The sequence below is a fragment of the Streptosporangium vulgare genome, assembly GCF_042428775.1.
GTDB classification, from domain to species: Bacteria; Actinomycetota; Actinomycetes; order Streptosporangiales; family Streptosporangiaceae; genus Streptosporangium; species Streptosporangium vulgare.
Genome location: NZ_JBHMBS010000001.1, coordinates 874,881 through 900,472 on the forward strand (window position 1 = coordinate 874,881; position 25,592 = coordinate 900,472).

The window sequence follows — 25,592 nt, forward strand, 5'->3', positions numbered from 1 at the left end:
GCCGACACGCCGCGACGCGAAAGAGACCTCGCGCGAGGCTTCCCCAACGCCTTCCTGATCCATCACGGAAAGGACCATATGATCATGACCGAAAGTCACGCGTCATCACATCTCAGTAATGTGCAGCTCCAGTCGCTGCGCCAGGACCTGCGTGAGCAGCTGGAGCAGCGCAGCAGGCAACTGGACGACCTGCGGGCCCAGGAACAGGACAGCAGCGGCGCCGACGGCACCTGGCAGGAACTGGTCGTCTCGATCACCGCTGCCGAGCGCGCCGTCGCCGAGCTGTCCCAGGCCTGCGACAGGCTGGCGGGCGACACCTACGGCCGCTGCGCCCACTGCCAGGGGCCCATCCCGTTCGAACGGCTCAAGATCCGGCCGCTGGCACGGACCTGCATCGACTGCCAAAGGCGGCACGAGGCCGCCTGACACCATGAAAGGGGGCGGAGCAGTCCGCCCCCTTTCGACCACCGGAGCTGACCATGATCACATTGGACCGTCTGGTGAACGTGCTCGGCGGCTACGGCGTGCGGCTGTGCGGCCATCCCGAGTCGCGCTCGACCTGGCTGCGCGGCGTGGCGATACCGGACGACACCGATCACCACGTCGCGGGCGACGTGCTCCTCGCCGTCGGAACCTCCTCACTCGCCGAGGCGGTCCAGTGGGCGGCCGCGGCCAAGGCCGCGGCCGTCCTGGTACGCCCCGCCCGAATCGGCCCTGGCCCCGGCCCCGGCGGCGAGAGCGAGACCGGGAGCGAGACCGGGAGCGGGACCGGGAGCGGGACCGGGAGGGGGAGCGAGAACGGGAGCGGCGCGGACGTCGAGCGGGAGGCCGCCGCGATCGCCGACCGGTACGGGGTGGCCGTGTTGCTGGCCGACCCCGCCGTCTCCTGGAGTCAGCTGGCCGGAGTGGTGTACGGGCTGGTGCTGGAGAGCCGCGAGACCGCCTCGGGACGCGGACCTACCGACCTGTTCGCCCTGGCCGACAACCTGGCCGACGTCATCGGCGGCGCGGTGACCATCGAGGACCGGCACTCGCGGGTACTGGCCTACTCCCGCTCCCAGGAGGCGGGGGATCCGGCCCGGCTGGAGACCATCCTCGGACGGCGGGTCCCGGAACGGCTGCGCGAGCTGTTCCGGCAACAGGAGGTGTTCGCCCGCCTGGCGGCGACGGACGAGCCGGTGTTCGTCCCCGCCGATGCCGGGCACGGGCTGACCGGGCGGATGGCGGTGGCGGTGCGGGCCGGGCGCGAGCTGCTCGGTTCGGTGTGGGTCAGCTGCGCCGACCCGCTGACGGGCGCCCACCGCCGCGCGCTGGCCGACGGCGCGCGCACCGTCGCCCTGCATCTGCTGCGCTCCCGGGCCAGCGCCGACCTGGAGCGTCAGGTGGAGTCCGACCTGGTCATCCGGCTGCTGGAGGGCAGCGCCGACGCCGCGACGGTGATCAGCCGGCTGGGCCTGGCCCCGCGGGCGATACGCGTCATCGCGGTCCGCGCGTACACCCCCGACGATCACCATGCCGCGCTGCTGCTCGCCCTCGAACAGGCCACCACCGGCTTCGGCTGGTCCCGGCCCGGGCGCAGCGCGCTGCTCGGCGACACCCTCTACACCATCCTGCCGGACGAGCGGGCCGAGGCGGCCAGGCAGTGGATCGCGGCCCTGCGCTCCGAACTGCCCGCCCGGGTGCGTATCACGGCCGGGATCGGCGCACCCGCCGAGGCGACGGACCTGGCCGCCGGCCGCCAGGAAGCCGACGAGTGCCTGGCGCTGCACGAGAGCGCCGAGCCCGGCGCCGTCCCGCCCGCCTACGACGAGTCCTGGGACGACATCCTGCTGCGGCGGCTGCGCGCGGCCGCGCGAACCGGCCGGGCTCCGGCCCGCGGGCCGGTGAGCACGCTGCTGCGGCACGACACCCGTCACGGCACGTGCTTCGTCGCCACGCTGCGGGCCTGGCTGGAGAGCCAGGGCGACCTCACCCTGGCCGCCGAGCGACTCGCGGTGCATCCCAACACCGTCCGTAACCGGCTGCGCAAAATGGGTGAGCTCGGTCCGCTGGATCTTCACGACACCCGCCGGCGCCTGGCCATGACCATCATGCTGGCCGCCCTGGACGACGAACCCCGCCGATGACCTGTTCGAGACCCGTCACCGTTGCCGGTGCCGGCGTTGTGCCGGATCGACAACGGTGGCGCCGCGATTGTCGTCCGCGCACAACGCCGCTGGTCGCCGCCCGGGCCATGCTGGCCAGGACATCGACATCCGTACTCGTTGGAGGTTGGCATGGTCGGCAACTGGCCACGATCGGTGATCGTGGTGGGCGCGGGCATCGTGGGCCTGTCGACCGCGTGGTTCCTGCAGGAGCGCGGCGTCCAGGTCGACGTGATCGATCGTGGCGGCGTGGCGGCCGGCGCGTCCTGGGGCAACGCCGGCTGGATCGCGCCCGGTCTGGCCATCCCGCTCAACGAGCCCGCCGTCCTGCGCTACGGCCTGCGCTCGCTGCTCAACCCGGCCGCGCCGCTGCACGTGCCCGCGAGCCTCGATCCCGGACTGTGGGGTTTCCTGGCCCGCTTCGCCGCCAACAGCCACTGGCGGTCGTGGACCCGCGCCGTGCGCGCCAACCTGCCGCTCAACGACGAATGCGTCGAGGCATACGAGGTGCTCGCCGCCAACGGCGTGTCCGCCCCCGTCATCGCGGCGCCGATCACCGCGGCGTTCCGTACGCCGCGTCAGGCCGAGAGCCTGCTGCGCGAGCTGCGCAGGCTACAGGCGGCCGGGCAGCGGGTCGAGCACACCGTGCTGGACGGCGGCCGGCTGGCCGAGCAGGTCCCGCTCGCCGGTGAGGCGCTGACGGCGGGGGTGCGGATCGACGGCCAGCGCTACGTCGACCCGGGCGCCTTCGTGCACGCCCTGGGAAAGGCCGTCATGCGACGCGGCGCGACCCTGTACGCCGTCGAGGTCGACGAGGTGCGCACCGACGACAGGAAGGTGATCGTCCGCTCGGCCAAGGGCACCGTGCTGTCCGCCGACGCGGTGGTGCTGGCCACCGGCGCCTGGCTGCCCCGCCTGGCCCGGCAGTGGGGGGTGCGTGTCCCGGTGCAGGCCGGCCGCGGCTACTCCTTCACCGTGCCGGTCGACCATCCTGTCCCCGGCCCCATCTACCTGCCCGAGGAGCGGGTGGCGTGCACGCCGTACCGCGACGGGCTGCGGGTGGCGGGCACCATGGAGTTCCGTGACCCGGACGCCCCGCAGGTGCCCGCCCGGCTGGAGGCCATCATCGCCTCCGCCCGGCCGCTCCTGCGGGGTGTGCGCTGGGAGGAGCGCACCGACGTGTGGGTGGGGCCCCGCCCCGTCACTCCGGACGGGCGGCCGCTCGTCGGCGCGACGGCGGCCCCCACCGTCTACGTGGCGGGTGGCCACGGCATGTGGGGCCTGGCCCACGGCCCGATCACCGGCAGGCTGCTGGCCGAGCAGATCACCACCGGCAAGCAACCCGCCGCCCTGGCCGACCTCGACCCCCTCCGCTGACGCGGCCCGCGCGTCAAGCGTCCGGCCCGCGCGCAAGCCGTCCGGCCCGCCGCAAGCCCTCGAAGCGGAAAGACGAGATCGACGGAGTGGACATGTGGGTGTCGGCGCGACCGGACCACCTCACGACGGCACGTTCGCGCCCTCCGGCACGCGCATGAAGGCACGCGGCCATTCGGGCAGGTCCGGCCGCCGCGACAGGAGACCATCGCGCCGTCCACCACGTCGGGGGCGTCCACGAAGGTCGCACCCGCCATCTCCGTGTCGGTCCGCAACGGCGGGAACGCCGCCGTGGTACGGCCGCGCAGCAGGCCGAACGTGGCCGGCACCCGCGGGCCGTGGCAGATCGTGCCCACGGGCAGGTCACGCTCGAAGAAGTGGCGCACGACGCGGACGACGTCGGGATCGGTGCGGATGTACTCCGGGTGCCGGGCTCTCCGTGCCGCCCGGCACCCGCAGGCGTGGTGGTCAGGTCCGGGGGGTGCCGCCCCAGTGGACGATCAGGGCGTCGGCGTCGCGTAGCAGGGTGGTGCGGACGATGTCTTCGGCTTCGACGCGGTGGTCTTTGACGCCGCTCTTGAATTTCTCGATCACTTTGATGATCTTCTTGGGGTCTTTTTCCTTGGTGATGGCGGTGGTGACGCGGTCGAGTTCCTTGTGCAGGCGGTCGGCGCTGCCGGCATTGGTCTTGTCTTCGGTCTCGAAGCGGTCGATGAGGGTGGAGATGTCCTCGACCGAGGTGGTGACGGTGAAGCGGACGGTTTTTTCTGTCTGGTTTCCGGCGTTGTCGACGGAGGTGACGGTCAGGGTGTGCTCGCCCAGGGGGAGTTCGTACAGGGCTCGTGTGGTGCCGGAGGTGAGGGGGTGTCCGTCCAGGGTGGCGGTGGTCGTCTTCACGCCGGACTCGGTGTCGGTGGCGCTCCAGCCGATGGTCAGGTCCTTGCTGTCGCCGTAATCGGCGCCGTCCTCCACACCGGAGACCTCGACCACCGGAGAGGTCACGTCGGTCTGGCCCTCGAAGGCCCAGGAGTCGATCTCGAAGAGGTCGGCGCCCGCGGGTCCGGTGTAGGTGAAGTACACGTCGTGCACGCCGGTGAGGCCGTCGAGTTCGGCGGTCAGCTCCGTCCACGCGTTGAGCGGGGCGTCGACGGGGACGGTCGCCACCACGGGCGCGGTGCGGTCGTCGAGACGCACCTGGATCTTTCCGCCTCCGGTGAGGGGCCGCACCTTCGCGGTGAGGGCGGTGGCGCCCTTCTCCCCGAAGTCGACCGACGCGAGGGAGGTCCAGTCGCCGTTGTCGATGTCGTGCAGGGCGAGGTTCGGCGCCCGCGCGCCGAACTCCTCCGAAGCGCCGTCGATCTTCTTGGTGGCGATGCCCTGCTGCCAGGCGATCGTCTCGGCCTCGATCACCCGGTACGGGGCGAGGTCGCGGATGTTCTCGACGCCGTCGTAGGTGCCGAGCACCTCCTTGATCGTGCCGTCCTGGTCGAATTCGAGCTTGGCGATGTGCGGGCTGCGGAAACCCTGGGTCGCGCCGCCGGTGATGCGGCGGTTGAGCGTCTGGGCGTGGTAGGTGAAGTAGTACTCCCCGTCGAGCTGGAACACCGACTGGTGGTTGTTGCCGCCGGCGCCGAAGAAGTTGCCGGGGTTGCGGAAGATCACGCCGGCGTACTTGTCGGGGGTCCAGGGCCCCATCGGGTTGTCGGCGACGAGATAGGCGATCGCTCCGGTCGGGGGACCGGCCGGGTCGATCGGGCCGCCGAAGCCGAAGTTCGACGAGTACGAGTAGTAGTACTTGCCGTCACGCTTGAAGACGTGGCCCGCCTCGAACATGAGCGGCGCGTCGATGGTCTCCGCCGAGCCGGTGGTGCTCGTCATGTCGTCGCCGAGTTTGATCACTCGCGTGGACTTGGGATGGTTGGTGTTCTCGTAGCTGCGTGACCCGTCGTCGCCGCCACCGCCGAAGTACAGGTACCCCTGGCCGTCGTCGTCGATGAAGACACCCGGGTCGAAGAGCCAGTTCACCCCGTTGGACGCGCCCGGGGTGGCGCTCGTGATCAGCAGGCTTCCCCGCTCGTCACGCCACGGGCCGAGCGGCGAGTCGCCGACGATGACGCCCGTGGCGGCGCCGTTGTTGGCGAAGTAGAGGAAGAATTGCTCCTTGCCATTTATGATCTTGCTCTCCATCGCCGGAGCCCACGACTGGCTCGCGTAACGGGCGGTCCCGCTCGGGCCGGCGACGGGGATCTCACCGTGGTCGACCCAGTTGACCAGGTCGTTCGACGAGATGACGGTGATGGTGTTGATGCCGCCGTAGGTGTTGGTGGGGGAGATCCCGTTCGGGCCGGGGTTGTACACCTGCGTGTCGTTCGTCAGGTAGAGATACACCCGGCCGTCGTGGACGAAGGCGTTGCCGTCGGCCCCGAACTTGTGCGAGATGAGCGGGTTGCCCTCGCCGGGGTTCTTGCCGAGCACCTCGATGGTGGTCGACGGCACGAACTCCTGGAGCGTCACGTCATCGACCTTGAAGTCCATGAGATGCGTGTCGGGGGCCGATGAGGGCGTCGAGGTCCAGGGCGTCTCGACGAAGATCCTCGCGGTCGCCACGCTCTGCGCGGCGGGGATCGTGAACGTGCCCTGGATGAGACCCCACTGTCCACGCGGGGCCGTGACCGTGCCGAGGTTGGTGTACGTCGACCCGCCGTAGTGCATCGTGACGAAGAACTGCTTGGTCGCCGGGCTGCTGGGGTTCTCGTACTTCACCCGCGCCGTGACCGAGTAGGTCTTTCCCGCCTGCACCTTGCCGGAGAGGTCCTGCATCGGGCCGGATCCGGTCGTCGCCCTCCGGCTGACCACGACGGCGCCCGAGCCGGAGTGGGCGTCCGTCGTGGGGGCCAGCGTGGCGGTGTCGTTCGCGTTCCCGTTGTTCGCGAACCAGCCGGTGAGGCCGTTCTCGAAGCCGCCGTTCACGATGATGTCCGGGCCCGCGGCCTGGACGGGCGCCGCCGCGACGGCCGACAACGCGCCCAGCATCGCGGCGGTGGTCGCGATCGCGGCGAAGCGTCGCCGGACCGCCCCTCGCGAGCGTAGTTTCACGAGATGTTCTCCTTGGTGTCTGAGATCTCTGGCCCGAACCGGCGGTCAGGTCCGGGGGGTGCCGCCCCAGTGGACGATCAGGGCGTCGGCGTCGCGTAGCAGGGTGGTGCGGACGATGTCGTCGGCTTCGACGCGGTGGTCTTTGACGCCGCTCTTGAATTTCTCGATCACTTTGATGATCTTCTTGGGGTCTTTTTCCTTGGTGATGGCGGTGGTGACGCGGTCGAGTTCCTTGTGCAGGCGGTCGGCGCTGCCGGCATTGGTCTTGTCTTCGGTCTCGAAGCGGTCGATGAGGGTGGAGATGTCCTCGACCGAGGTGGTGACGGTGAAGCGGACGGTTTTTTCTGTCTGGTTTCCGGCGTTGTCGACGGAGGTGACGGTCAGGGTGTGCTCGCCCAGGGGGAGTTCGTACAGGGCTCGTGTGGTGCCGGAGGTGAGGGGGTGGGTGTCCAGGGTGGCGGTGGTCGACTTCACTCCGGATTCGGTGTCGGTGGCGTTCCAGGTGATGGTGAGGTCCTGGCTGTCGCCGTAGTCGCGGCCGTCCTCCAGGCCGGAGACCTCGACCACCGGAGAGGTCACGTCCTCTGCTTTGAGCACGCCGAGCCGGGCGAGCTGGTAGCTGAGCGCCCGCTCCGGCGCGTCGATCTGGTTCTGGGTGCCGAACTCGCCGGCCCGGGCCGTCTTCGCCGCGGCGAGCGCCTTCCGCGCCGCGGCCCAGGCGTCCTGCGGGTAGGAGCGCGCGTCGAGTGTCTCGGCGTGGGCGATGGCCTCGTCCAGGTCGGTGGTGTCGAGCGGCAGGTTCTGCGCGGTCAGCGTGTCACTGAGCAGGTAGTGGTCGAAGTCGACGTGCCCGCCCTTCTCCCGCGTCGCGTAGTTGAACAGGGCGACCCGGTGCCCCATGAAGTGCGCGAGGCTGCCGTCCAGCGTCTGCGGGCCGACGCGCCCGCCCAGCCGGGTCCACCGCAGCCCGTCGAGGCTGTAGTAGAACGTCGTCCACAGTTGCCCGGAGGGCGAGGCGAAGTCGAGGTCGGCCTTCACCGACACCTTGGTGGCCTCTCCCAGCGGCACCGTCGTGCCCGGCACGAAGGTCTCCAGGGCCGCCTGGTCGAGGTCGACCGCGAACGGCTGTGCCCGGTTCACGACGCCCAGCGTGTTCACGCCCCCGGCGCGCCTGACCGCCACGTAGGAGAATCCGCGGTTGTAGGCGGCCAGCCCGGCGACGTCGCCGTCCTTCATGCCGGAGACGTCCATCCGGGTCTCCGCCGACTGGCGCGGCCCGAACGTGCGCTGGGAAAGGGTGTTGCGCGCCTCCTCCAGCCACGCCAGCTCGGCCCGGTTGGAGAGCTTGGTGTAGACGTACTGGCCGGTCACCGGCTTGCCCGTCGTCAGCCGCAGCCATCCGTCCCGGTCGGTGAGCGACCAGTAGCGGTTGTCGGGGGCGTGGTTCCACTCCCACGCCAGGTCCAGCCGCGACCCGTTGGGGGCGATCTCCCCTTCGGCCGGATACTCCGTCGTCAGCGGGAGCCCGACGACCGAGACGTCGTCGATCAGGTACTCCACGCTTGAGGACGGCGGCTGCGGGTTCGCCCACGGCGTCTCCACCGCGAACTTGAAGTCGTCGAGATTCGCCGTCGCCGGCACGGTGAACCGGCCCGACACCGTCGTCCACTGGCCACTCGGCACGTTCCCGAACGCCATGACCTGGACGCCGGTGCCCCAGTCCGCCGTGAGGTTGAACCGCACGCTGCTCGGGCCGGACGTGTACTTGATCTTGGCGGACACGGTGTAGGTCACGCCGTGCTGCACCCTGCCGCTGAGGAACTGGTTGGGGCCCGAGCCGTTGAGCGTGCGGCCGCCGACCTTCAGCGCCGCCGACCCCGAGGCCGGATCGTCCGTGTCCCGGCCGAGGGCCGCGCCGAACTGCGCCGCCCACGGCGAGGTCGTCTCGGCCTCGAACCCGGGGTTGCGCAGGAGTTCCACCCCGATGAGCGACTCGTCGACGCCGGGCGGCTCCGGAATCGTCCACTCCTCGTCCATGTACGCCCTGTGGGGCGCGTCGTTGGCGAAGTCGTCCGAGGCGACGACGCTCTTCTGCCGCTCCAGGGCCTCCCGGGCCGGGCCGAGCCTGATCGGCTTGTCGAACACGCCCTCGACCGGCACGACCCCGTTGTCGCCGAAGGTCGGCCAGCCGTCCTGCCAGGTGGCGGGGATCAGCGCGGGGATGCGCCCGACGGGGAAGGTGTCGCGGAAGAACATGCCGTACCAGTCGGTCCGGCCGCCCTCGCGGGAGATGGGCACGAGGCTGCCCTGGGCGAAGCCGTTGGAGTTGAGCACGCCGCGCGCCTCGTAGGTGTTGGCGCCGTCGGCGGAGCTGTAGCGCCCGAGCAGTTCCCTGGAGCGGAACATGACGACCTGGCGGCCCTGCCCGGACGGCCAGGTGATGATGACCGCGTAGTAGTAGCCGTCGATGTGGTAGAACTGGGCGCCCTCGAACAGGCCGCCGATGAACGGCCTGCCGGCGAAGTCGCCGGCCGTGAAGATGTTCGGGTAGTCCTGCGCGATGGCCGTCAGGTCGGAGTTGAGACGTACGGCGCTCGTCCCGCCCGAGCCGTAGAAGATGTAGGCCGTGCCGTCGACGTCGAAGAAGAGCGACGGGTCGTGCAGGCCCCGGCCGAGGGCCGTGCGCTCCCACTTCCCGTCGTCGATGTCGTCGGTCCGGTAGAGGTACGCGCCCCCGAGGTTGTTGGTGTTGAAGGCGACGTAGAACGTGCCGTCGTGGTAGCGCAGGGAGGACGCCCACTGGCCCTGGCCGTAGGAGTTCTGGCCGTTGCGCAGCGAGAAGGAGTCCCCGATGCTCGCCCGGTCGAACACGTAGTTGACGATCTCCCAGTTCACCAGGTCGTAGGACTTCATGATCGGCGCACCCGGGCTGAGGTGCATCGTCGTGCTGATCATGTAGTAGAGATCGCGGCCCTCGTCGTTCTCGGCGGCCGGGACGCGTTCCACGCTGATGTCGGGCACGTCGGAGCGCAGAAGCGGCACGGAGTAGGTGCCGTCGCCCCTGTCGGTGGAGGTGTGGGACGGCGCGGGCGACCAGGAGTCGGCGGCGTTCGCGCCGCCCGTGGATATCAGGCCGACACAGGCGAGCGCGGCGACGAGCCCGATCGCGAACCTCCGCAGCCGGCCGGCGGCACCGGAGACCGCGGCTCCAATCGCGGCTCCAAGAGAGGGGATGCTGGAGGCCGCGGCTCCGAGAGAGCGGAGAACGGCGGTCGGGAGGCGGGATACGGCGACGGTCGGCCTGGACGGGAGTCGTGAACGACTGGACGGGAGTCGTGAGTGAGCGGTGCGGGAGCGGGGGGACACGGACATCGCGAACTCCAGACGCGAAGGCGCCACGAGCGCCCAGAAGTGATCATTGACATGCCCGCCGGGAGCGCGCCCCGGCGATCGGGATGGGGTCGATTGTTAGCGCTAACACCGTCAGGCGTACCACCGCCGATCGCGCTGCCGCGCGAGGTGCTCGACGGTGACCCGCTGGGCGGCGCGGCGATGGTGGGTGAGCCCGCCGCTTTCCGGTCGGTTCCGCCGGGTGGCGGCGGGACCGAAACTGCGACGAGGTGCGGCGGCGCGATGTGTTAGCGCTAACAAATGCGGGCGGGGTACACGCCTGGGATCTGGATCACGATACGGAGAACCTCTTCGGGGGGCGGGAGGCCGGGCGGCGTCTGTCGAGGTCGTCGTCAGAGGGATGACAGTGGGTTTCGCAAGATTTTTTACGAACCTTCGTGTGAGACTGTAAATTGGCTAGACATTTCAGACAAGAGTCCTTCTGTAAGATCCCCGAAACAATCGGGAAACCCGCCGCGGTGTTCACGGGCGAGCGGGGCCGGGCCGGCTGGCCACGATCGCGTGCTCCCGCGGGGCCCCCTTCGCCGGTCATCGGCGGACGCCCGGCGCCCTCTCGGCGGTCGGCGGTCAGTGGCCCCCGCAGGTCCGGGCATCCGCCGAGGGCGTCGCCCCCGTCGCTCCCCGCCCTTGTCGCTCTCCGCCCCTGTCGCTCTCCGCCCTGCCCCGCCCCGTCGGCCCGGCCCGCCCGCTCGACGGCCGGTGGCTCAGCCGCTGAGCAGGTAGTCGCGGGCCTTCTCCAGCGGGGAGACGCCGTACTCCTCCTCCACCGCGGAGGCGATCAGGTGGCAGAACAGGTGCCGCTGGATCGGGGTGATGCCGAGCCGGGCCAGGTGCGCGTAGAGCATGTTGACCACGAGGCGGTGGGCGAGGAACCAGTCGGATTCGAGGATCTCGGTGCGGTGCCGGTCGGTGGAGGTGAGCACGTCGAAGTAGTCGACCGGGTGGCGGCGCTCCACCGGCTGGTCGGAGGCGTCCAGGTCGATCTCCTTGCGGGCCAGCAGCGGCAGGGCGATCTCCTTCTGGCGGCGGGTGAAGGCGATCCAGTCGCGCACGTGCGGCGCCGGGTCGCCGGCGTCGATCGACGCCACCAGGCCGACCACCGTCGCGCGCAGCTCCCGGGCGTTCTGGCGGTACCTGGCCTCGAACGCGGCCGTGACCGCGTCCCGGTTCTCGCAGGACGCGGTGGCCGCCGCGACGTGCGAGCGGTAGGACATGTAGCCGCGGCCGATCGGCGGGACGCTCACGTGCGCCACGGCGACCATGAGGTCGATGACGACCGCGAACAGCGCGAGCTCGCCCCGGCGGACCCGGTCCAGCGTGCCGAGGGCGAGCCGGGTGCTGTCCGCGGCGGCCGCGTCGACCAGGTCGGCCAGCGGCCGGTCGCCGAAGACGCGCAGCCGGTCGTCGTAGGGCTCGGTCTGCAGGGAGTTGTCCGGGTACCAGGGCCGCAGCGGCCCGGTCTCTTGCTCCCGCACGCTCAGCAGGCGGTGCGCGGCGAGGTGCTCGTGCTCGTCGAGGCGGGTGGTGGAGGGGTGCTCGCGCAGGTAAGCGGTGATCGTCTCGGTCGCGACGGGAAGGATCTCGCGTTCCCAGTCCTGTGGCGCGGCGCGGAAGTTGAGCCGCAGGTGCGGTCCCTGGCGCCAGTGGCGGACAAGGTACGGCTGCTGGACGAGGCCGTCCAGGCGCTCCAGCAGCGGGCGGACGCAGTCCAGGATCAGCCCGTCCTTGTCCCGGTCGTAGTAGCGGATCTGGATGCTGCGCCAGGGGAGGTCGCTCACGAGGTTTCCTCTCTCCGCGCCGGCCCGTCCAGGGTGACGGCGGTCAGGTAGCGCAGATGCGCTTCTTCGGCGATCGACAGGCCGAGCCGGTTGCAGAACAGGTGGACGCACCGGTTCAGCACGACCAGGACGTCGTGGCGTTCCACGTCCGCCGGGGTGCCGTCCGCCGGGGTGCCGTCCTCGGCGGCGCCCGGGGAGCCGGGGCCGCGAGGGCCGGCCGGGGTGCCGGGGCCGCCGAGGGGGCGAGACGTCTCCTGCCCGCGCGCCGGAGAGAAGTGTCCGGCCCGCTGCAACGCGACAAGGCGCCGGCGCAGGGTGTCGATGGAGCGCCACCACGTGCCGAGCGAGTCGTGAGCGTCGCCCGCGCCGGGCGGACCGCCCGGGGGCGTCCCACCGGCGGAGCGGCCGGTGGGGGAGTGGCTGTCGGACGAGGTGGTGGGGGAGTGGCTGCCGGACGGGGTGGCGCGGGCGGCGACGCGCCGGCACCGTTCGGCCTGTGCGGCGAGGGCCTCGCGCTGTCTCGCGAAGCTCTCCATCTGCCGGGAGCGGGCCGGTGCCGGGTCCCAGCGGTCACGTTCCCCGGCCGGCGAAAGGCCCGGGTGGCGGGGGTCGGGTTCCCAGGCCATCAGGGTGAGCATCATCGCGGCGAGGGCGTGGCCCAGCCGCCGCCGGTGGTCGGGTTCGCCGCGCAGGATCGCGAGCGCGATCCGGCTGGAGTCGGTGAAGTGCCGCTCGACGGCGGTGACCGCCTCCGGCCCGCCGAACGTCGCGTACTCGGGCCGGTAGGCGATGGCCTCCACGCGGTCGTCGGGCCGCAGCCGGTGGTCGTACGCGGCCAGGCCCTCCTGCCGGGCGAGCTCCCGGGCGAGCAGCGCGTAGCGCGCGCGGTCCCACGGGACCGTCGTCGGATGCGCCGCGAGGTGTTCTTCCAGGACGGCCGTGGCACGTCTCTCGATCATCGGCGCGTCGCCGGGGACGCGCGGCAGCAGGCGGAGCCGCAGATGCGGGCCGCCCTCCCAGTAGCGCAGGAAGAAGAACCGGTCGAGCCGTCCGTCCAGCTCCCGCACCAGGCCGTCCACGGCGGTGCCGAGCAACAGGTCGGTGCCGGCCCGGTGGAAGGCGTGCAGCGAGATCCAGCGGTCAGGCACGGCCCACCTCGACCACGTACTCGGTCACATGGCGGTGGTGGCCGGGGTCGCCTCCCTCTCGGTGGCCGGGGGCGCCGTTCTCTCCTCCGGGGGCGACCGCCGCCTCTCCTCCGAGATCGACCGCCGCCTCGAAGTCCGGGAGCGGCTCGTGAAAGACGATCACCGATCCGCCGCCGTCCAGCCCCCGGTCGAACAGGGTGACCAGTGCGGGGTCGGCCAGATCGAGATAGGTCGGTTTGGTGAACCGCATCATGCGCGGCCTCTCGCGGATCGGCGCCCCGGGATCGGATGAGGAGACGAAACACCGTTCAGGAAGGGCGTGCTCGGCGAACCAGGCCGCGAGCGCGAGCAGGTGCGACGCCGCGGAGTCGCCCCTGCCCCGGCGCGGGATCTCGCGCACCGGGACGTGCCAGGCGGCACGGGCCACGGTGACCCGCCCGACCGACACCCGGGCCGTACGCTCGACGCGGTCCGGCACCGACTCCGGTGGCCGGGAGAAGACCGACGCCAGGTCCGTCACCGCGCCGGGCATGTCGCCGAAGAGCTGGAGCAGGAGGCGTGCCGTGCGCGGCAGCAGCAGGGGCGCGACCATCCCGGTGTACACCGGCCGGAGCCGGGTGCCGCGCCCGGCGTGCACCAGGACGAGGCCGGTGCCGGGCTCGTGCCGGACGGCGAGGTCCCGCAGGCCGAACGCGGCGGGGTCGGCCGGGACCACGCCCGGGTAGCCGATCTCCCGGGCCGCCACCGGCGAACGCAGGTTGACGTTGTTGCCGAACAGCCCGGTGATCTCCACCGGCACGCCGTGTTCCGTCCCGAGCGGGCGGTTGTCACCGGCGGGGACTCCGGCGACCCGCAGCAGGCGGTGCACGCGGCTGCGCATCGCGCCGTACCCCGGGCCGAGACCGTTGAGCACCAGCCGCACCGGCGTGCCGTCCGGCGGGCCGATCGTCTGCACGAAGCAGGACAGCGACCCCACCGGGCGGACGAACGCGGGACGGTCGGCGGCGAGACCGGCCAGCACCGCCGGGTCGATGGTCAGCGCCTCCGGGGCCGGGGCCTCGGGCAGCAGCCCGCGCACCGCGGCCAGCGCCGCCTCCCGGGCGTCTCGGAGCTCGTCGAGCCGGGGCACGGCGGGTGTCCGTCCGGGCGGGTGCCGCTTCTGCCAGGGGTACATGAGCGCGTGCAGCTCACCGGCCGGGGTGCCGGGCGCGGCCCGGTGGGTCCGCTCGGCGAGCGTGCGGTGGAACCGGCCGAGCGGCACCTGCGCGCCGGCGCCGAAGCACTCCGCGAACAGGTCGGCGGCGAGCAGCCGGGCGAGGCCGTCACCGTCGAAGACCGCCGCGAAGTCGGCGATCGTGTGCAGGTCGTCCAGGGCGGGACGCCAGGCGGCCAGGCCCAGCCGCGGGCCGGGGGTGGTGAGCACGGCGTTCTCGTAGAAGAGGTTGCGGTCCGGCAGGCGGTCGGCGCCCTCTCCGGCCAGCTCGGTGAACGCGGACCGCACCTTCCGTTGCAGCGCCTCACGTTCGGACACGTGGACCGCCCGCGGGTAACGGGCGAGCGCCTCCCACGCGGCGGCCAGCGCCTTGCCCGCCGGATGCGTGCGGAGCCGATCGGTCAGGTCGGCGAGGTGCGCGGCGGCCTGGTCGGCGACCGGGGGACGGAGTTCCAGCACTCCCAGGCCGACCAGCCGGCCGAGCGCCCCGCCGGCCCGGGTACGCAGGTCGTCGTACGGCGGGCGCAGCAGCCGCCGCAGCGGTTCGGACGCGGCGACGCCGTGGTAGGCGTCCTCCGCGCCGGTCACGTACCACAGGCGGCCGTCGTCCTCGTGGAGGCTCGGGTTGGGCACGACCTCGAAGAGGGCCGCGAGCTCGTCGTCGTCGCGGGCCAGGTCGGTGAGCAGCCGGAGCAGCAGGGGCACGTTCGGCTCGACCGCGCTGCGCCACGCCCACGGCCCGTCCCAGCGGACCGGCTCGCCGTCGTCGTCCCACCGCCCGAGAGCCGTCATCATGAAGGTCGCGTGCGGGCTGGTCTTCGCCACGACGCGGGCCAGGTACCTGGTGAGCCGGAGCGCGACCTGGCGCGGCGGGAGGCTGCCGGGCGGTGCGGCCAGCCACCGGCGCAGCGCGGCGGACATCGCCGGTCCCGCCTGGAGCACGCCGTAGCCGAAGGCGTCGGTGGCGACCCATCGGCGCAGCGCCTCGTGGGTGCCCCGGGACTCCTGGTCGAGCAGGTCCGGCAGCTGCCGGACGAGCGCGTCATGCCGATCGAGGTCCGCGAGCCAGGCCGTGACGCGCGGAGCGAGGCCGGGACCGAGGCCGGGACCGAGCTCCACCGGCCAGGCGCGGCCCGCCGGTCGCCGCGCGTTGTAGAGCGCCCGCCGCAACGCCACCAGCGCGGGGCGCGCCGGGCCCGGCCCGGCCGCTCCGATCACCGGCTCCAGCTCGTCCGCGAGCCGCCGGCCCTCGACGGCGAGCCGGCCGCGGGCCGCCAGGATCTCCTGGACGGTCCGCCACGTGGCCGCACATCTCAGCTCCGCGAGCGCCGCCACCGGCAGCGCGGCGACCCTGGCGACCACGGTCGCGTCCACCGTGCGGCGAGCCGCGTCGGTCTCGGCGCGTCCCGGCGGGCCACGACGCGTCGAGACCATGCCGGGGAGGTTCAGATGAGCCAGCTCGTGGTCTTGAGACCCGAGGCTCCCACTTCGGTGTTGCCGAGCCCCATGCCCAGGGCCTTCACGAGATCCTCGCCGGGGAGCTCGACCGTCATCACGTCGAGCGCGTCCAGATCGAGGCGGAGCGGTCCGTCGGTCGCCATCTGCACTCCCATTCTCGCCCGCCGGGGCAGGCCGTATTCGGTGACGATCATCACCATAGGCGCGGCCGGTGACCTCGTCCATGCGATGGCATTGTCGGCGAATGGCGGGAAAGCGTGGAGGTCGAATATCAATCGGCCCTCCGCGCGGCGGTGACGGGTATTTCCACCTTTCCGACCAGGGAGGCGTCACCGTCAGCGAGATCGCAGAAACAGCCGTTCCCCGATGGTGAGAGATTGCTGTCCACTGAAGCGCGGACCCTCACTGATGTCCGGCGAAATGGTTCGAACGGGCGGAGAAGTGGTTTATGGAGCAATCTCGGGAAGACCGGCGCGATCGACCGTGAGCCATTTCGTGTTACGTCTTTGTTTCACCGCCGAGCCGCCGAGCCCTCGCGCGACCGCGCCGTCGTGTCATCGGGCCGCCGCGCAGTCGTGTGACTGAGCCGCCGGGACTCCGCAGGCGCACGGCCATGGCCGGTGTCACGGATCCACGGTCCGCCGGAGGCGGGTGCCGTACCGAGGGGCATCGGCCTTCACCGCCGGGGCACGACGCGCGACGGCACCGGTACCTGGAGATGAAATTTTCAGCACGGCGTCTTCCGGACGAGAAGACGCCGCAGCAGTAAGACAGTGGTGGGTCCGCACGGGTCAGATGGATACGACTTAAGTGTCCTTGACGAGTTCGGATGTATCGGATTTGCTCCACAGCGTCATCGTCGCGCCAGAGAGAAACTCGGCGGATGACCGTCATGCGTCGAAGAAGTGAGCGCTAACAGGATTCGTTTCCGGGACGCGCCGCGGACGATCCACGCGGATCGTCCGCGCCTCCGGCTCGCTGACGGCCGGCCTCGTCCGGCCTCGTCCGGCCGCCGGGCCGAGGGGCGCGTCCCCGGCGATCCGCGCGGCCCCACGATTTCCCGATCAACCCGAAGGAGCGGAATGACAAGCAGTGGATCGGGCCGGCGGGGGGTCGTCAGGACCGTCGCCTGCCTGGTGACGGCGATGCTGTGTGTCTCCTTGGCGGTCACGTCGCCCGCGTCGCCGGTCGCCGCGGACGCGTCCTCGCCGTCCCTGTCGTCCCTGTCGTCCCTGTCGTCCCCGTCATCCCTGTCGTCTCAGTCCTCCCCGTCGTCCGCGCCCCCGTCGGATCGCTACAGGTTCAAGAACGTGAAGATCGGCGGCACCGGCTTCGTGACCGGCATCGTCTTCAGCCAGGCGCAGAAGGGTCTGGCCTACACACGCACCGACGTCGGCGGCATGTACCGCTGGAACGGCACCACCGAGACATGGACCCCCCTGCTGGACTGGGTGGGCTGGGACAACTGGGGGTACATGGGCGTGGCGAGCGTCGCCGCGAGCCCTACCAGCGCGAACAAGGTATGGGCCGCCGTCGGCATGTACACCAACGGCGTGGACCCCAACAACGGCGCCATCCTGCGCTCGTACGACAAGGGTGACACCTGGAAGACCACGGTCCTGCCGTTCCACCTGGGCGGCAACATGTCGGGCCGCACCATGGGCGAGCGACTGGCGGTGGACCCGAACAACGACAACGTCCTGTACCTGGCCGCGCCCAGCGGGAACGGCCTGTGGCGCAGCACCGACGGCGGGGCGGGATGGGCGCGGGTGACCGCCTTCCCCAACTCCGGCGACGACCCGCAGACGCCCGGCGGCGCGGAGGACGCGGGCCTCGTCTGGGTGGCGTTCGACAAGAGCACCGGCCACGCGGGCACCAGGACCAAGACCATCTACGTGGGCGTCGCGGACAAGGACAATCCGGTGTACCGCAGCACCGACGGCGGCGCGACCTGGGCTCCGCTGGCCGGCGCGCCGACCGGGTACCTGCCGCACAAGGGGGTGGTGGACCCGGTCAACCACCTGCTCTACATCGCCACCAGCGACACCACCGGCCCGTTCAGCGGCGGCAAGGGCGACGTGTGGAAGTACCACGCCGTCACCGGCGCGTGGACGCGGATCAGCCCCGTCCCCTCCACCAGCGACGACGACTACTTCGGCTACTCCGGCCTGACCGTCGACCGCCGGAACCCCGGCACGATCATGGTCGGTACCCAGGTGTCCTGGTGGCCGGACGGCATCATCTGGCGCAGCACCGACTCCGGGGCCACCTGGAGCCGCATCTGGGACTGGGACGCCTGGCCCAACCGCAGGCTGCGGTACGACTTCGACATCGCCGACACACCGTGGGCCACCATGGGCGAGCAGTCCAACCCGCCGATCCTGGTGCCCAAGATCGGCCAGGCGATCTCGTCGATGGAGATCGACCCGTTCGACTCCGGCCACATGCTGTTCAACGGCGGACCGGGCATCGCCGGCACGAAGAACCTCACCGACTGGGACACCGGCGGCACCGTCGCCATCACCCCCGAGGTCGAGGGCCTGGAGGAGGGCGCGGTCCAGGGCCTGGTCAAGCCTCCGGGCGGCCCGTTGCTCAGCGCCATGGGCGACGTGAGCGGCTTCCGCCACGACGACCTGGACGCGGCACCGAAGACGATCTTCACCTCGCCCGTCTTCACCACCACCAGGAGCATCGACTTCGCCGAGCGCAACCCGAAGGTCATCGTGCGGGCCGGTGACTTCAACGACGCCGACCGGCCCGGCGACAGCCACGCGGCGTTCTCCACCGACGGCGGCGCCACCTGGTTCCAGGGCACCGAGCCCGGCGGCGTGAACTCCGGCGGCAGCATCGCCGCCGCGGCCGACGGCGGCCGGTTCGTCTGGGCGCCGGGCGACTCGGGCCAGCCGGTGGTCCACTCGGTCGGCTACGGCACGTCCTGGACCCCCTCCACCGGAGTCCCCGCCAACGCGATCATCACGTCGGACCGGGTCAATCCCCTGAAGTTCTACGCCTTCTCCAACGGCACCTTCCACGTCAGCACCGACGGCGGGGCCAGCTTCACCGCCACCGCCGCCACCGGCCTGCCGGCCTCCAACTGGAACCTGCGCGTCAAGGCGGTACCCGGGCGCGAGGGCGACGTCTGGGTGGCCGGCGGCGCCACCTGGACCACCTACGGGCTGTGGCACTCGACCGACTCCGGGGCGACGTTCACCAGGGTGTCCGGCGTGGAGCAGGCCGACAACATCGGCTTCGGCAAGGCGGCACCCGGCCGGGCCTACCCGGCGCTGTACACCGGCGCGCTGATCGGCGGGCAGCGCGGTATCTTCCGCTCCGACAACGCCGGCGCGAGCTGGGTACGCATCAACGACGACCGGCACCAGTTCGGCGGCACTCCCGAAACGCTCACCGGCGACCCGGCCGTATACGGCCGGGTGTACTTCAGCGGCTACGGCCGCGGCGTCCTCTACGGCGACCGATCCTCCCGGTGAGCGCATACGCGGGGACGCGCCGGCACCGGCGCGTCCCCGCGGGCGTGGTCCCCGCCCCGCAGGTGCGTCCCCGCGGGCGTGCTCTCGCGGGCGCGGCCTGCGGGATGCCTCACCGGGCAGGACGACGCCCCGGCGAGATCCGGCCGCCGGATCTCGCCGGGGCGTCGTGTGTTCCGCGCGTCCGGGCCGGTCGCTCAGGGTGCCGGACGGGCGACGACCTGGTCGTCCTGGACGACGGCCCGGTCGTCCTAGGCGACCGCCCGCGCGGCGGCGCGGCCGGCCTGCAGGCCGGAGAACAGGCAGCCGCCGAGGAAGGTGCCCTCCAGGGCGTTGTAGCCGTGGACGCCGCCGCCGCCGAACCCGGCCGCCTCTCCGGCCGCGTACAGGCCGCTGATCGGGGTGCCGTCCGCGCCGAGGACGCGGGAGTCGAGGTCGGTCTGGATGCCGCCGAGGCTCTTGCGCGTCAGGACGTGGAGCTTCACCCCGATCAGCGGGCCGGCCTGCGGGTCCAGGATGCGGTGCGGGACGGCGGTGCGGCTGAGGCGGTCCCCGAGGAAGCGCCGTGAGTTGTGGATGCCCTGCACCTGGGCGTCCTTGCCGTAGGGGTTGCCGATCTGCAGGTCCCGGGCCACGATCTGGCGGCGCAACTCGCCGGCGTCGAGCAGCGGCTCGTCGGTCAGGCCGTTCATCTTCGCCACCAGCTCCTCCAGCGTGGCGGCGACGACGAAGTCCGCGCCGCGCCGTTTGAAGGCGTCCACCGGAGCGGGCGCGCCCTTGCCGAAGATCCGGTTGCGCAGCACCGCCCTGCGGTCCCCGCTGGTGATGTCGGGGTTCTGCTCCGAGCCCGACAGCGCGAACTCCTTCTCCAGGATCCTCTGCGTGAGGACGAACCACGAGTGGTCGTATCCGGCGATGTCGGGGGTGGTGCGCAGGTACTGGAGGGTGCCGAGGGTGTCGTAGCCGGGCAGGTACGGGGCCGGCAGGCGGCGGCCGAGCGCGTCGAACCACATCGACGACGGTCCGGGCAGGATCCGGATCGCGTGACCGGGCCAGACGGGGTCCCAGTTGCGCACGCCCTCGGTGTAGTGCCACATCCGGTCCTGGTTCACGATCCGGGCCCCCGCCGTGGCGCTGATGGCCAGCATCCGCCCGTCCACGTGGGCCGGCACACCCGTGATCATGTGCTTCGGGGCGGTGCCCAGCCGCCGGGGCCAGTGGCGGCGCACCAGGTCGTGGTCGGCGCCGATCCCGCCGCTGGTGACGATGACCGCCTGCGCCGTGAGCTCGAAGGAGCCGGTCACCTCGCGGCTGGAGGCCACCCCCCGCGGTGAGGGGTCGTCCCTCAGGACACTCCCGCGCACCCCGGTGACGGCGCCGTCCTGGACGACGAGTTCGTCGACCCGGTGGCGGTGGTGGAACGTGAGCAGTCCCGCTTCGGCCGCCTGCTCGGCGTCGCGCACGAACGGGCCCACCACGCCCGTTCCCGTCCCCCAGGCCACGTGGAACCGGGGCACGGAGTTGCCGTGACCGTCGGCGCGCAGGCCACCGCGCTCCGCCCAGCCCACGACCGGCGTCAGCTTGATGCCGTGCGCGTCTATCCAGGACCGCTTCTCACCCGCGGCGAAGTCGACGTACGCGCGGGCCCAGCGCGCCGCCCAGACGTCCTCGTCCTCCAGGCGGTCGAACCGCGCGCTCGCCTGCCAGTCGCTCCACGCCAGCTCGAAGGAGTCCCTCACCCTGAGGCGGCGCTGCTCGGGAGAGTTCACGAGGAACAGCCCGCCGAACGACCAGTACGCCTGTCCTCCCAGGTTGGCGGCGTTCTCCTGGTCCACCAGCGCCACCTTCCGGCCCTGGCCGGTCAGCTGCTGGGCCGCGACCAGCCCGGACAGGCCCGCGCCCACGATGATGACGTCCGCGTCCATGGCGGTACTCCCTTGTTCGAGCACCCCGGCGGTCCGTCAGGGGGCGTGTCGATGGTAAGGCGGCCGCCCGATCACCACGCAACCGGCCCGATCATCACGGAGGGGCGGGCCCGCTCCCGACCCGGGCGGCGGGTTCCAGGAGGTGCCACGAGCCTGGGCCGCCGGACGACGCGGCCGGCCTTGCGCCGGCTCCGTCTACCGCTGAGCCCATGCCGGTGTCCAGACCTCGCCGCCGGAGTGGTCGAGCGGCCTGGAGCCGAGGTGGTCGCGGAGCGCGGCGAGCGCGGGGTGCGGGTTGTCGCGGTGCCAGGTGAGCGAGTGCGGGTAAACCGGTGCCGGGTCACGTACGGCGACGCGCCGCAGGCCGTGGTCGGCGGGCCAGGCGAGGCGGGTTCCCGCGCCGACGAAGGTCGCCAGTGACCGGGAGTCGGCGATGGTGTCCAGCAGGGGCTCGGTGCCGAAGTCGGGGCCGGTGATCTCGATGGTGAGCCCGAACGCGGCGGCGAGGTCGTCGTAGAAGGCGGCCCACTCGGTTCCGGGAACGATGCCGGGCATCCAGATCCGGTGCCCGGCGAGCTCGGCGGGCGTGACCGCGCGGGCGCCGGCGAGCCTGTGGGCCGGTCCGGTGAGAAGCTGGATGGGTTCGTCGAGGACCCGGGCGGCCCCGATGTCGTCGGGAAGCCGCCGGCCGGGCATGGTGACGGCGCGGAAGGACGCGTCGATCGTGCCGGACCGGACGGCGGCGATGGCCGCGTCCGCGTCGAAGAGGGTCACGACGTCGAGTTCCACCTCGGGGCGCGCGCGGTGGAACTCGCCCAGCAGGGCGGCCGGGGCGAGCCGCCGGCCGATCACGTCGACGCGCAGCGCGCGGCGGCCGGGGCGAACGGAGGCGGCCGCCCGCTCCTCGGCCCGCAGGAGGTCGCGGGCGTGGGGCAGGAACGCCTGCCCGTCGATGGTGAGCCGCGTCGCGCGCGCGGTTCGCGTGAACAGCCGCACACCGAGGTTCCTCTCCAGCGTGGCGATGCGCTTGGAGACGGCCTGCTGGGTGATCGCCAGCTCGTCGGCGGCGTCCTGGAACCGCCCCGCGTCCGCGGCGGCCACGAAGGTGCGTACGGCGTCGAGATCCACGCGGGCAAGGGTAGCCGCACAACATCCGGTTGTGTCCCGTCGGCGGGCCGGTTGTTTGATCTCGCTGCCTGCTCGCCGCTTGGATGCCAGTGGTCAACATCTGGTTGTACGGGTCGGCGGGGGGTGGGGCGGGCATGGCGGGCGGGCGGACGCTGGGGCGGCGGTTCGGGTGGTTGTGGGCGGCGTACGTGGTCAGCTCGTACGGCACGAGCTTCGGGTTCGGGGCGTTTCCCCTGATCGCGGTCCTCGTGCTGCACTCCGGACCGGCCCAGGTGTCGGCGTTGTCCGCCGTGGGGCCGGCGGTGGGGGCCGTGCTCGCGGTCCCGCTCGGGCCGTGGATGGAGTTCCGCCGCAAGCGGCCGGTGATGATGGCGATGGACCTGACCCGGTTCGTGGCGTTGCTGAGCATCCCCGTCGCGTTCGCGCTCGGCCGGCTCGGCTTCGCACAACTCCTCGTCGTCTCCGTCGTCGTCACCGCGGCCAAGATCGCCTTCGGCGCGGCCGGCGGCGCGTACCTGAAGTCGCTCCTGCCGCCGGAGGACCTGCTCGTCGCGAACAGCCGGTTCGAGTCCACGACCTGGTCGGCGACCGTGGTCGGACCACCGCTCGGCGGGGCCGCGATCGGGATGTTCGGGCCGGTGGCGACGGTGACGGCCGACGCGGTCAGCTACCTGCTGTCGGCACTGTGCGTCCGCGCGATCGGCGCGGGCGAGCCGCGCCCCGCGCGTGCCGACGCGCCCCGGCGGGATGCCGACGCGCCTCGACAGGGTGCCGACGCGCCTCGGCGGGATTCCGGTGCGCCGCCCCGGCCGCGTGCCGGGCGGACCGTCGGTGCCGGCGTGTTCCGGCCGCGCGCCGGGCGCCCCGCGCGTGCCGGTGACCTGTTCGAAGGGTGGCGCCGTATCCTGGCCCATCGGACGCTGCGTCGGCTGTTCCTCAACACGATCCTGGTCAACGGCCTGATCATGGCGACCGAGCCGCTGCTCGCCGTCCTCCTGCTCGGCCGTCTCGGGTTCGCGCCCTGGCAGTACGGCCTCGTGTTCGCGCTTCCCTGTGTCGGCGGCCTCGTCGGGGCGCGGCTGGCACGCGGGCTCGTGGCGCGGTTCGGGCAGCACGGGGTGATGCTCACCGCCGGGGCGCTGCGCGCGTGCTGGCCCGTCGGGCTGGCGTTCGTCCAGCCCGGCGTCCCCGGGATCGTGCTCGTCATCGTCGTCCAGTTCGGCCTGGTGACCTGCTGCGGCCTGTTCAACCCGGTGCTGGCCACCTACCGGCTCGACCACACCGACCCCGGCGGGGTCGCCCGCACCCTGTCCGCGTGGTCGGTCAGCGGCAGCCTCGCCATCGCGGCCCTGACCGCGCTGTGGGGCCTGCTGGCCGCGGTCACCAGCCCCCGCGCCGCGATCGCGACCGCCGGGGTCCTCCTCCTGGCCACCCCGTTACTGCTGCCGCGCCGCGAGCGCGCCGCGGGAGGCGGGCGGCGCGGGACTCAGGGGCTCGTGCACCGGTAGCCGGACGGCGTCTGGGTGTTGCCGTTCGGGCGGCTCGCCTGGAAGCCGAAGGTGGTGCTCTGGCCGGGGCCGAGCGTGCCGTTGTGCCCGGAGCTCCGTGCCGTGACGGTCTGCCCGCTGACGGCCGGCGTGGCGTTCCACGAGCCGGTGACGGCGTGTCCGCTCGGCAGCGTGAAGGTCACCGTCCAGCCGTTGATCGTGGACGTGCCGGTGTTGGTGACCGTGACCGGCTGGATCACGTACCCGTTCCCCCACTGCGTCTGGACGGTCGCCGTCACCGAGCATCCGCCGGTGTCCCCGCCGCCCGGCGGGGTGGTGACCGTCGCCGTGTTCGACACCGGCGAGAGGTTGCCCGCCGCGTCGCGGGCCCGGACCTGGTAGCGGTACGTGGTGTTCGCGGTGAGCCCGGTCTCGGCGAACGAGGTGGTGGCCGAGGTCCCCGCCTGAGTGAAGGTGCCGCCGGAGGCGCCCGGCGCGCGCAGGACGTCATAGCCGGTCACGCCCACGTCGTCGGTGGAGGCGGTCCAGGTCAGGGTGGTGCCGGTGGAGGTCGTTCCCGACGCGGCGAGGCCGGCCGGCGCGGACGGCGGGGTGCTGTCGCCCCCGGTGGTGGCCGGAGGGACGCGGACGACGCGGTCGTCCTGCGCCACCGGGGTGCCGCGGCCGTCCCGGTTGCTGGTCGTCACCCAGAGCCAGCCGTCCGGCCCGACGGCGACCGTGCGGAGCCGCCCGTAGGTGGACTGGAACTCGGCCAGCGGGGTGCCGGGCGTACCGGCGCCGGTCAGCGGCACCGTCCAGAGCCGCTGGCCGCGCAGCGCGGCGACGAAGAGCGTGTTGTTGGCCCAGGCCAGCCCGCTCGGCGACGCCTCGGCGGTCGTCCACGTGACGATCGGGTTGCGGAAGGAGGGGTTGGTGCAGGTGCCCTCGCACGTCGGCCAGCCGTAGTTGGAGCCCGCGACGATCTGGTTGATCTCGTCCCGGGTGTTCTGCCCGAGTTCGGCGGCGTACATCCTGCCCTGGGAGTCCCAGGTCAGGCCCTGGACGTTGCGGTGGCCGTAGGTCCAGACGCGGGAGCCCGCGATCGGATTGTCCGCGGGCACACCGCCGGTGGGCGTCATCCGCAGGATCTTCCCGGCGGGGCTGCCGACGTTCTGCGCGTTCGCGGTGTTGCCGGCGTCGCCGGTCGCCACGTAGAGCATGCCGTCCGGGCCGAAGGCGATGCGGCCGCCGTCGTGGAAGGTGTTGCTCGGCACCCCGGAGAAGATGACCGGCTGTGTCTGGGGCGCGGTCAGTTGCAGCCTGACCAGGCGGTTGTCCCCGGCGGTGCTGGTGAAGTACGCGTACACCCAGCCGTCCTGGGCGTAGGTGGGCGACACGGCGATGCCGAGCAGGCCGCTCTCACCCGAGGCGCTCACCCCGCTGACGGTGGCGACCGCCGTGGGCGTCTGGCCCGGCCGCACCTGAAGGATGCGCCCGGTGTTGCGTTCGGACACCAGCGCGCTGCCGTCCGGCAGGAACGCCAGGCCCCAGGGGACCTGAAGTCCCGTGACGGAGACCTGCGCCCGGGAGAAGTCGAAGCCGCCCACCACCTGGGCGCGGGCCTCGGGAGCGGTGACGAGCAACGCGAGCAGAGCCAGAATCAGGGCCGGGACGGCGCGGGCGCGCATGATGGACTCCTCGGGACTCCTCGACCGGATCACATGCGGATGCCAGCACCGTAGGCACGCGGGCCGGGCAACCTCAAACACCGCGATCGGCCCGTCCTGACGATCTGGGAGTACGGCGCCCCGCCGGTGAAACTTTCACTCAAACAGCGAAAGTTGTGGATCGGCGGATGCCGCGGTCTCCCGGTGACGGGAGCGGCGGGACGGTCCGGGCGTCCCCGGCGGCGGGCCGGGCCTTCGGCCCTCTCCTCTCGCGGATC

14 protein-coding genes and 1 pseudogene are annotated in these 25,592 nt (G+C 72.1%); 5 read left to right on the plus strand and 10 right to left on the minus strand.

Going from position 1 to position 25,592, the window contains the following annotated elements:
- Positions 1-84 precede the first annotated feature (84 nt).
- From ACFFRH_RS03680 to ACFFRH_RS03690, 3 genes are all read left to right on the plus strand, one after another.
- The gene (locus tag ACFFRH_RS03680) at positions 85-426 is read left to right on the plus strand and encodes a TraR/DksA family transcriptional regulator (RefSeq protein WP_344746519.1); all 342 of its coding nucleotides are present in this window, start codon (positions 85-87) and stop codon (positions 424-426) included.
- A gap of 53 nt (positions 427-479) precedes the next feature.
- The gene (locus ACFFRH_RS03685) at positions 480-2,126 is read left to right on the plus strand and encodes a PucR family transcriptional regulator (protein ID WP_344746520.1); all 1,647 of its coding nucleotides are present in this window, start codon (positions 480-482) and stop codon (positions 2,124-2,126) included.
- Positions 2,127-2,276: 150 nt separating this feature from the next.
- Entirely contained in the window at positions 2,277-3,521 is a 1,245-nt protein-coding gene (locus ACFFRH_RS03690) for an NAD(P)/FAD-dependent oxidoreductase (protein ID WP_386154067.1), read from the plus strand.
- A gap of 191 nt (positions 3,522-3,712) precedes the next feature.
- Here ACFFRH_RS03690 and ACFFRH_RS03695 read toward each other — a convergent pair.
- The 7 genes and pseudogenes from ACFFRH_RS03695 to ACFFRH_RS03725 form a co-directional block, all read right to left on the minus strand.
- Positions 3,713-3,934 (minus strand): annotated as a pseudogene (locus ACFFRH_RS03695) (DJ-1/PfpI family protein); the annotation flags it as partial.
- 52 nt (positions 3,935-3,986) lie between these two features.
- A complete protein-coding gene (locus ACFFRH_RS03700; protein ID WP_344746521.1) occupies positions 3,987-6,614 on the minus strand; it encodes a family 43 glycosylhydrolase in 2,628 nt (875 codons plus the stop codon).
- A gap of 45 nt (positions 6,615-6,659) precedes the next feature.
- The gene (locus ACFFRH_RS03705) at positions 6,660-9,986 is read right to left on the minus strand and encodes a family 43 glycosylhydrolase (protein ID WP_386154070.1); all 3,327 of its coding nucleotides are present in this window, start codon (positions 9,984-9,986) and stop codon (positions 6,660-6,662) included.
- A gap of 743 nt (positions 9,987-10,729) precedes the next feature.
- Positions 10,730-11,803 carry a thiopeptide maturation pyridine synthase gene (locus ACFFRH_RS03710; RefSeq protein WP_386154073.1) on the minus strand — a complete coding sequence of 358 codons (1,074 nt, stop codon included), beginning with the start codon at positions 11,801-11,803 and terminating at the stop codon, positions 10,730-10,732.
- A complete protein-coding gene (locus ACFFRH_RS03715) occupies positions 11,800-12,951 on the minus strand; it encodes a lantibiotic dehydratase C-terminal domain-containing protein (protein WP_386154076.1) in 1,152 nt (383 codons plus the stop codon). The genes ACFFRH_RS03710 and ACFFRH_RS03715 overlap by 4 nt, the downstream gene beginning before the upstream one ends.
- Positions 12,944-15,598 (minus strand): lantibiotic dehydratase family protein, encoded by a 2,655-nt coding sequence (locus ACFFRH_RS03720; protein WP_386154079.1) that lies wholly within the window; start codon positions 15,596-15,598, stop codon positions 12,944-12,946. Before ACFFRH_RS03720 ends, ACFFRH_RS03715 begins: the two co-directional genes overlap by 8 nt.
- An 11-nt stretch (positions 15,599-15,609) precedes the next feature.
- Positions 15,610-15,816 carry a hypothetical protein gene (locus ACFFRH_RS03725; protein WP_386154082.1) on the minus strand — a complete coding sequence of 69 codons (207 nt, stop codon included), beginning with the start codon at positions 15,814-15,816 and terminating at the stop codon, positions 15,610-15,612.
- Positions 15,817-16,704: 888 nt separating this feature from the next.
- Here ACFFRH_RS03725 and ACFFRH_RS03730 point away from each other — a divergent pair.
- Complete coding sequence (locus tag ACFFRH_RS03730) at positions 16,705-19,110, plus strand: WD40/YVTN/BNR-like repeat-containing protein (protein ID WP_386154084.1); 2,406 nt, start codon at positions 16,705-16,707, stop codon at positions 19,108-19,110.
- Between the two features lie 248 nt (positions 19,111-19,358).
- Here the strand turns inward: ACFFRH_RS03730 and ACFFRH_RS03735 are convergent, their stop codons facing one another.
- Entirely contained in the window at positions 19,359-21,032 is a 1,674-nt protein-coding gene (locus ACFFRH_RS03735; protein ID WP_386154086.1) for an FAD-binding dehydrogenase, read from the minus strand.
- Between the two features lie 195 nt (positions 21,033-21,227).
- Entirely contained in the window at positions 21,228-22,160 is a 933-nt protein-coding gene (locus ACFFRH_RS03740; protein ID WP_386154089.1) for a LysR family transcriptional regulator, read from the minus strand.
- Positions 22,161-22,243: 83 nt separating this feature from the next.
- On the opposite strand from ACFFRH_RS03740, the gene ACFFRH_RS03745 reads away from it, so the two are divergent.
- Positions 22,244-23,668: an MFS transporter gene (locus tag ACFFRH_RS03745; RefSeq protein WP_386154092.1), complete on the plus strand. Its 1,425-nt coding sequence runs from the start codon at positions 22,244-22,246 to the stop codon at positions 23,666-23,668.
- Here ACFFRH_RS03745 and ACFFRH_RS03750 read toward each other — a convergent pair.
- Positions 23,647-25,335, minus strand: a complete 1,689-nt coding sequence (locus ACFFRH_RS03750; RefSeq protein WP_386154095.1) for a PQQ-dependent sugar dehydrogenase — start codon at positions 25,333-25,335, stop codon at positions 23,647-23,649. The two genes, ACFFRH_RS03745 and ACFFRH_RS03750, sit on opposite strands and share 22 nt — an antisense overlap.
- Between the last annotated feature and the right edge of the window lie 257 nt (positions 25,336-25,592).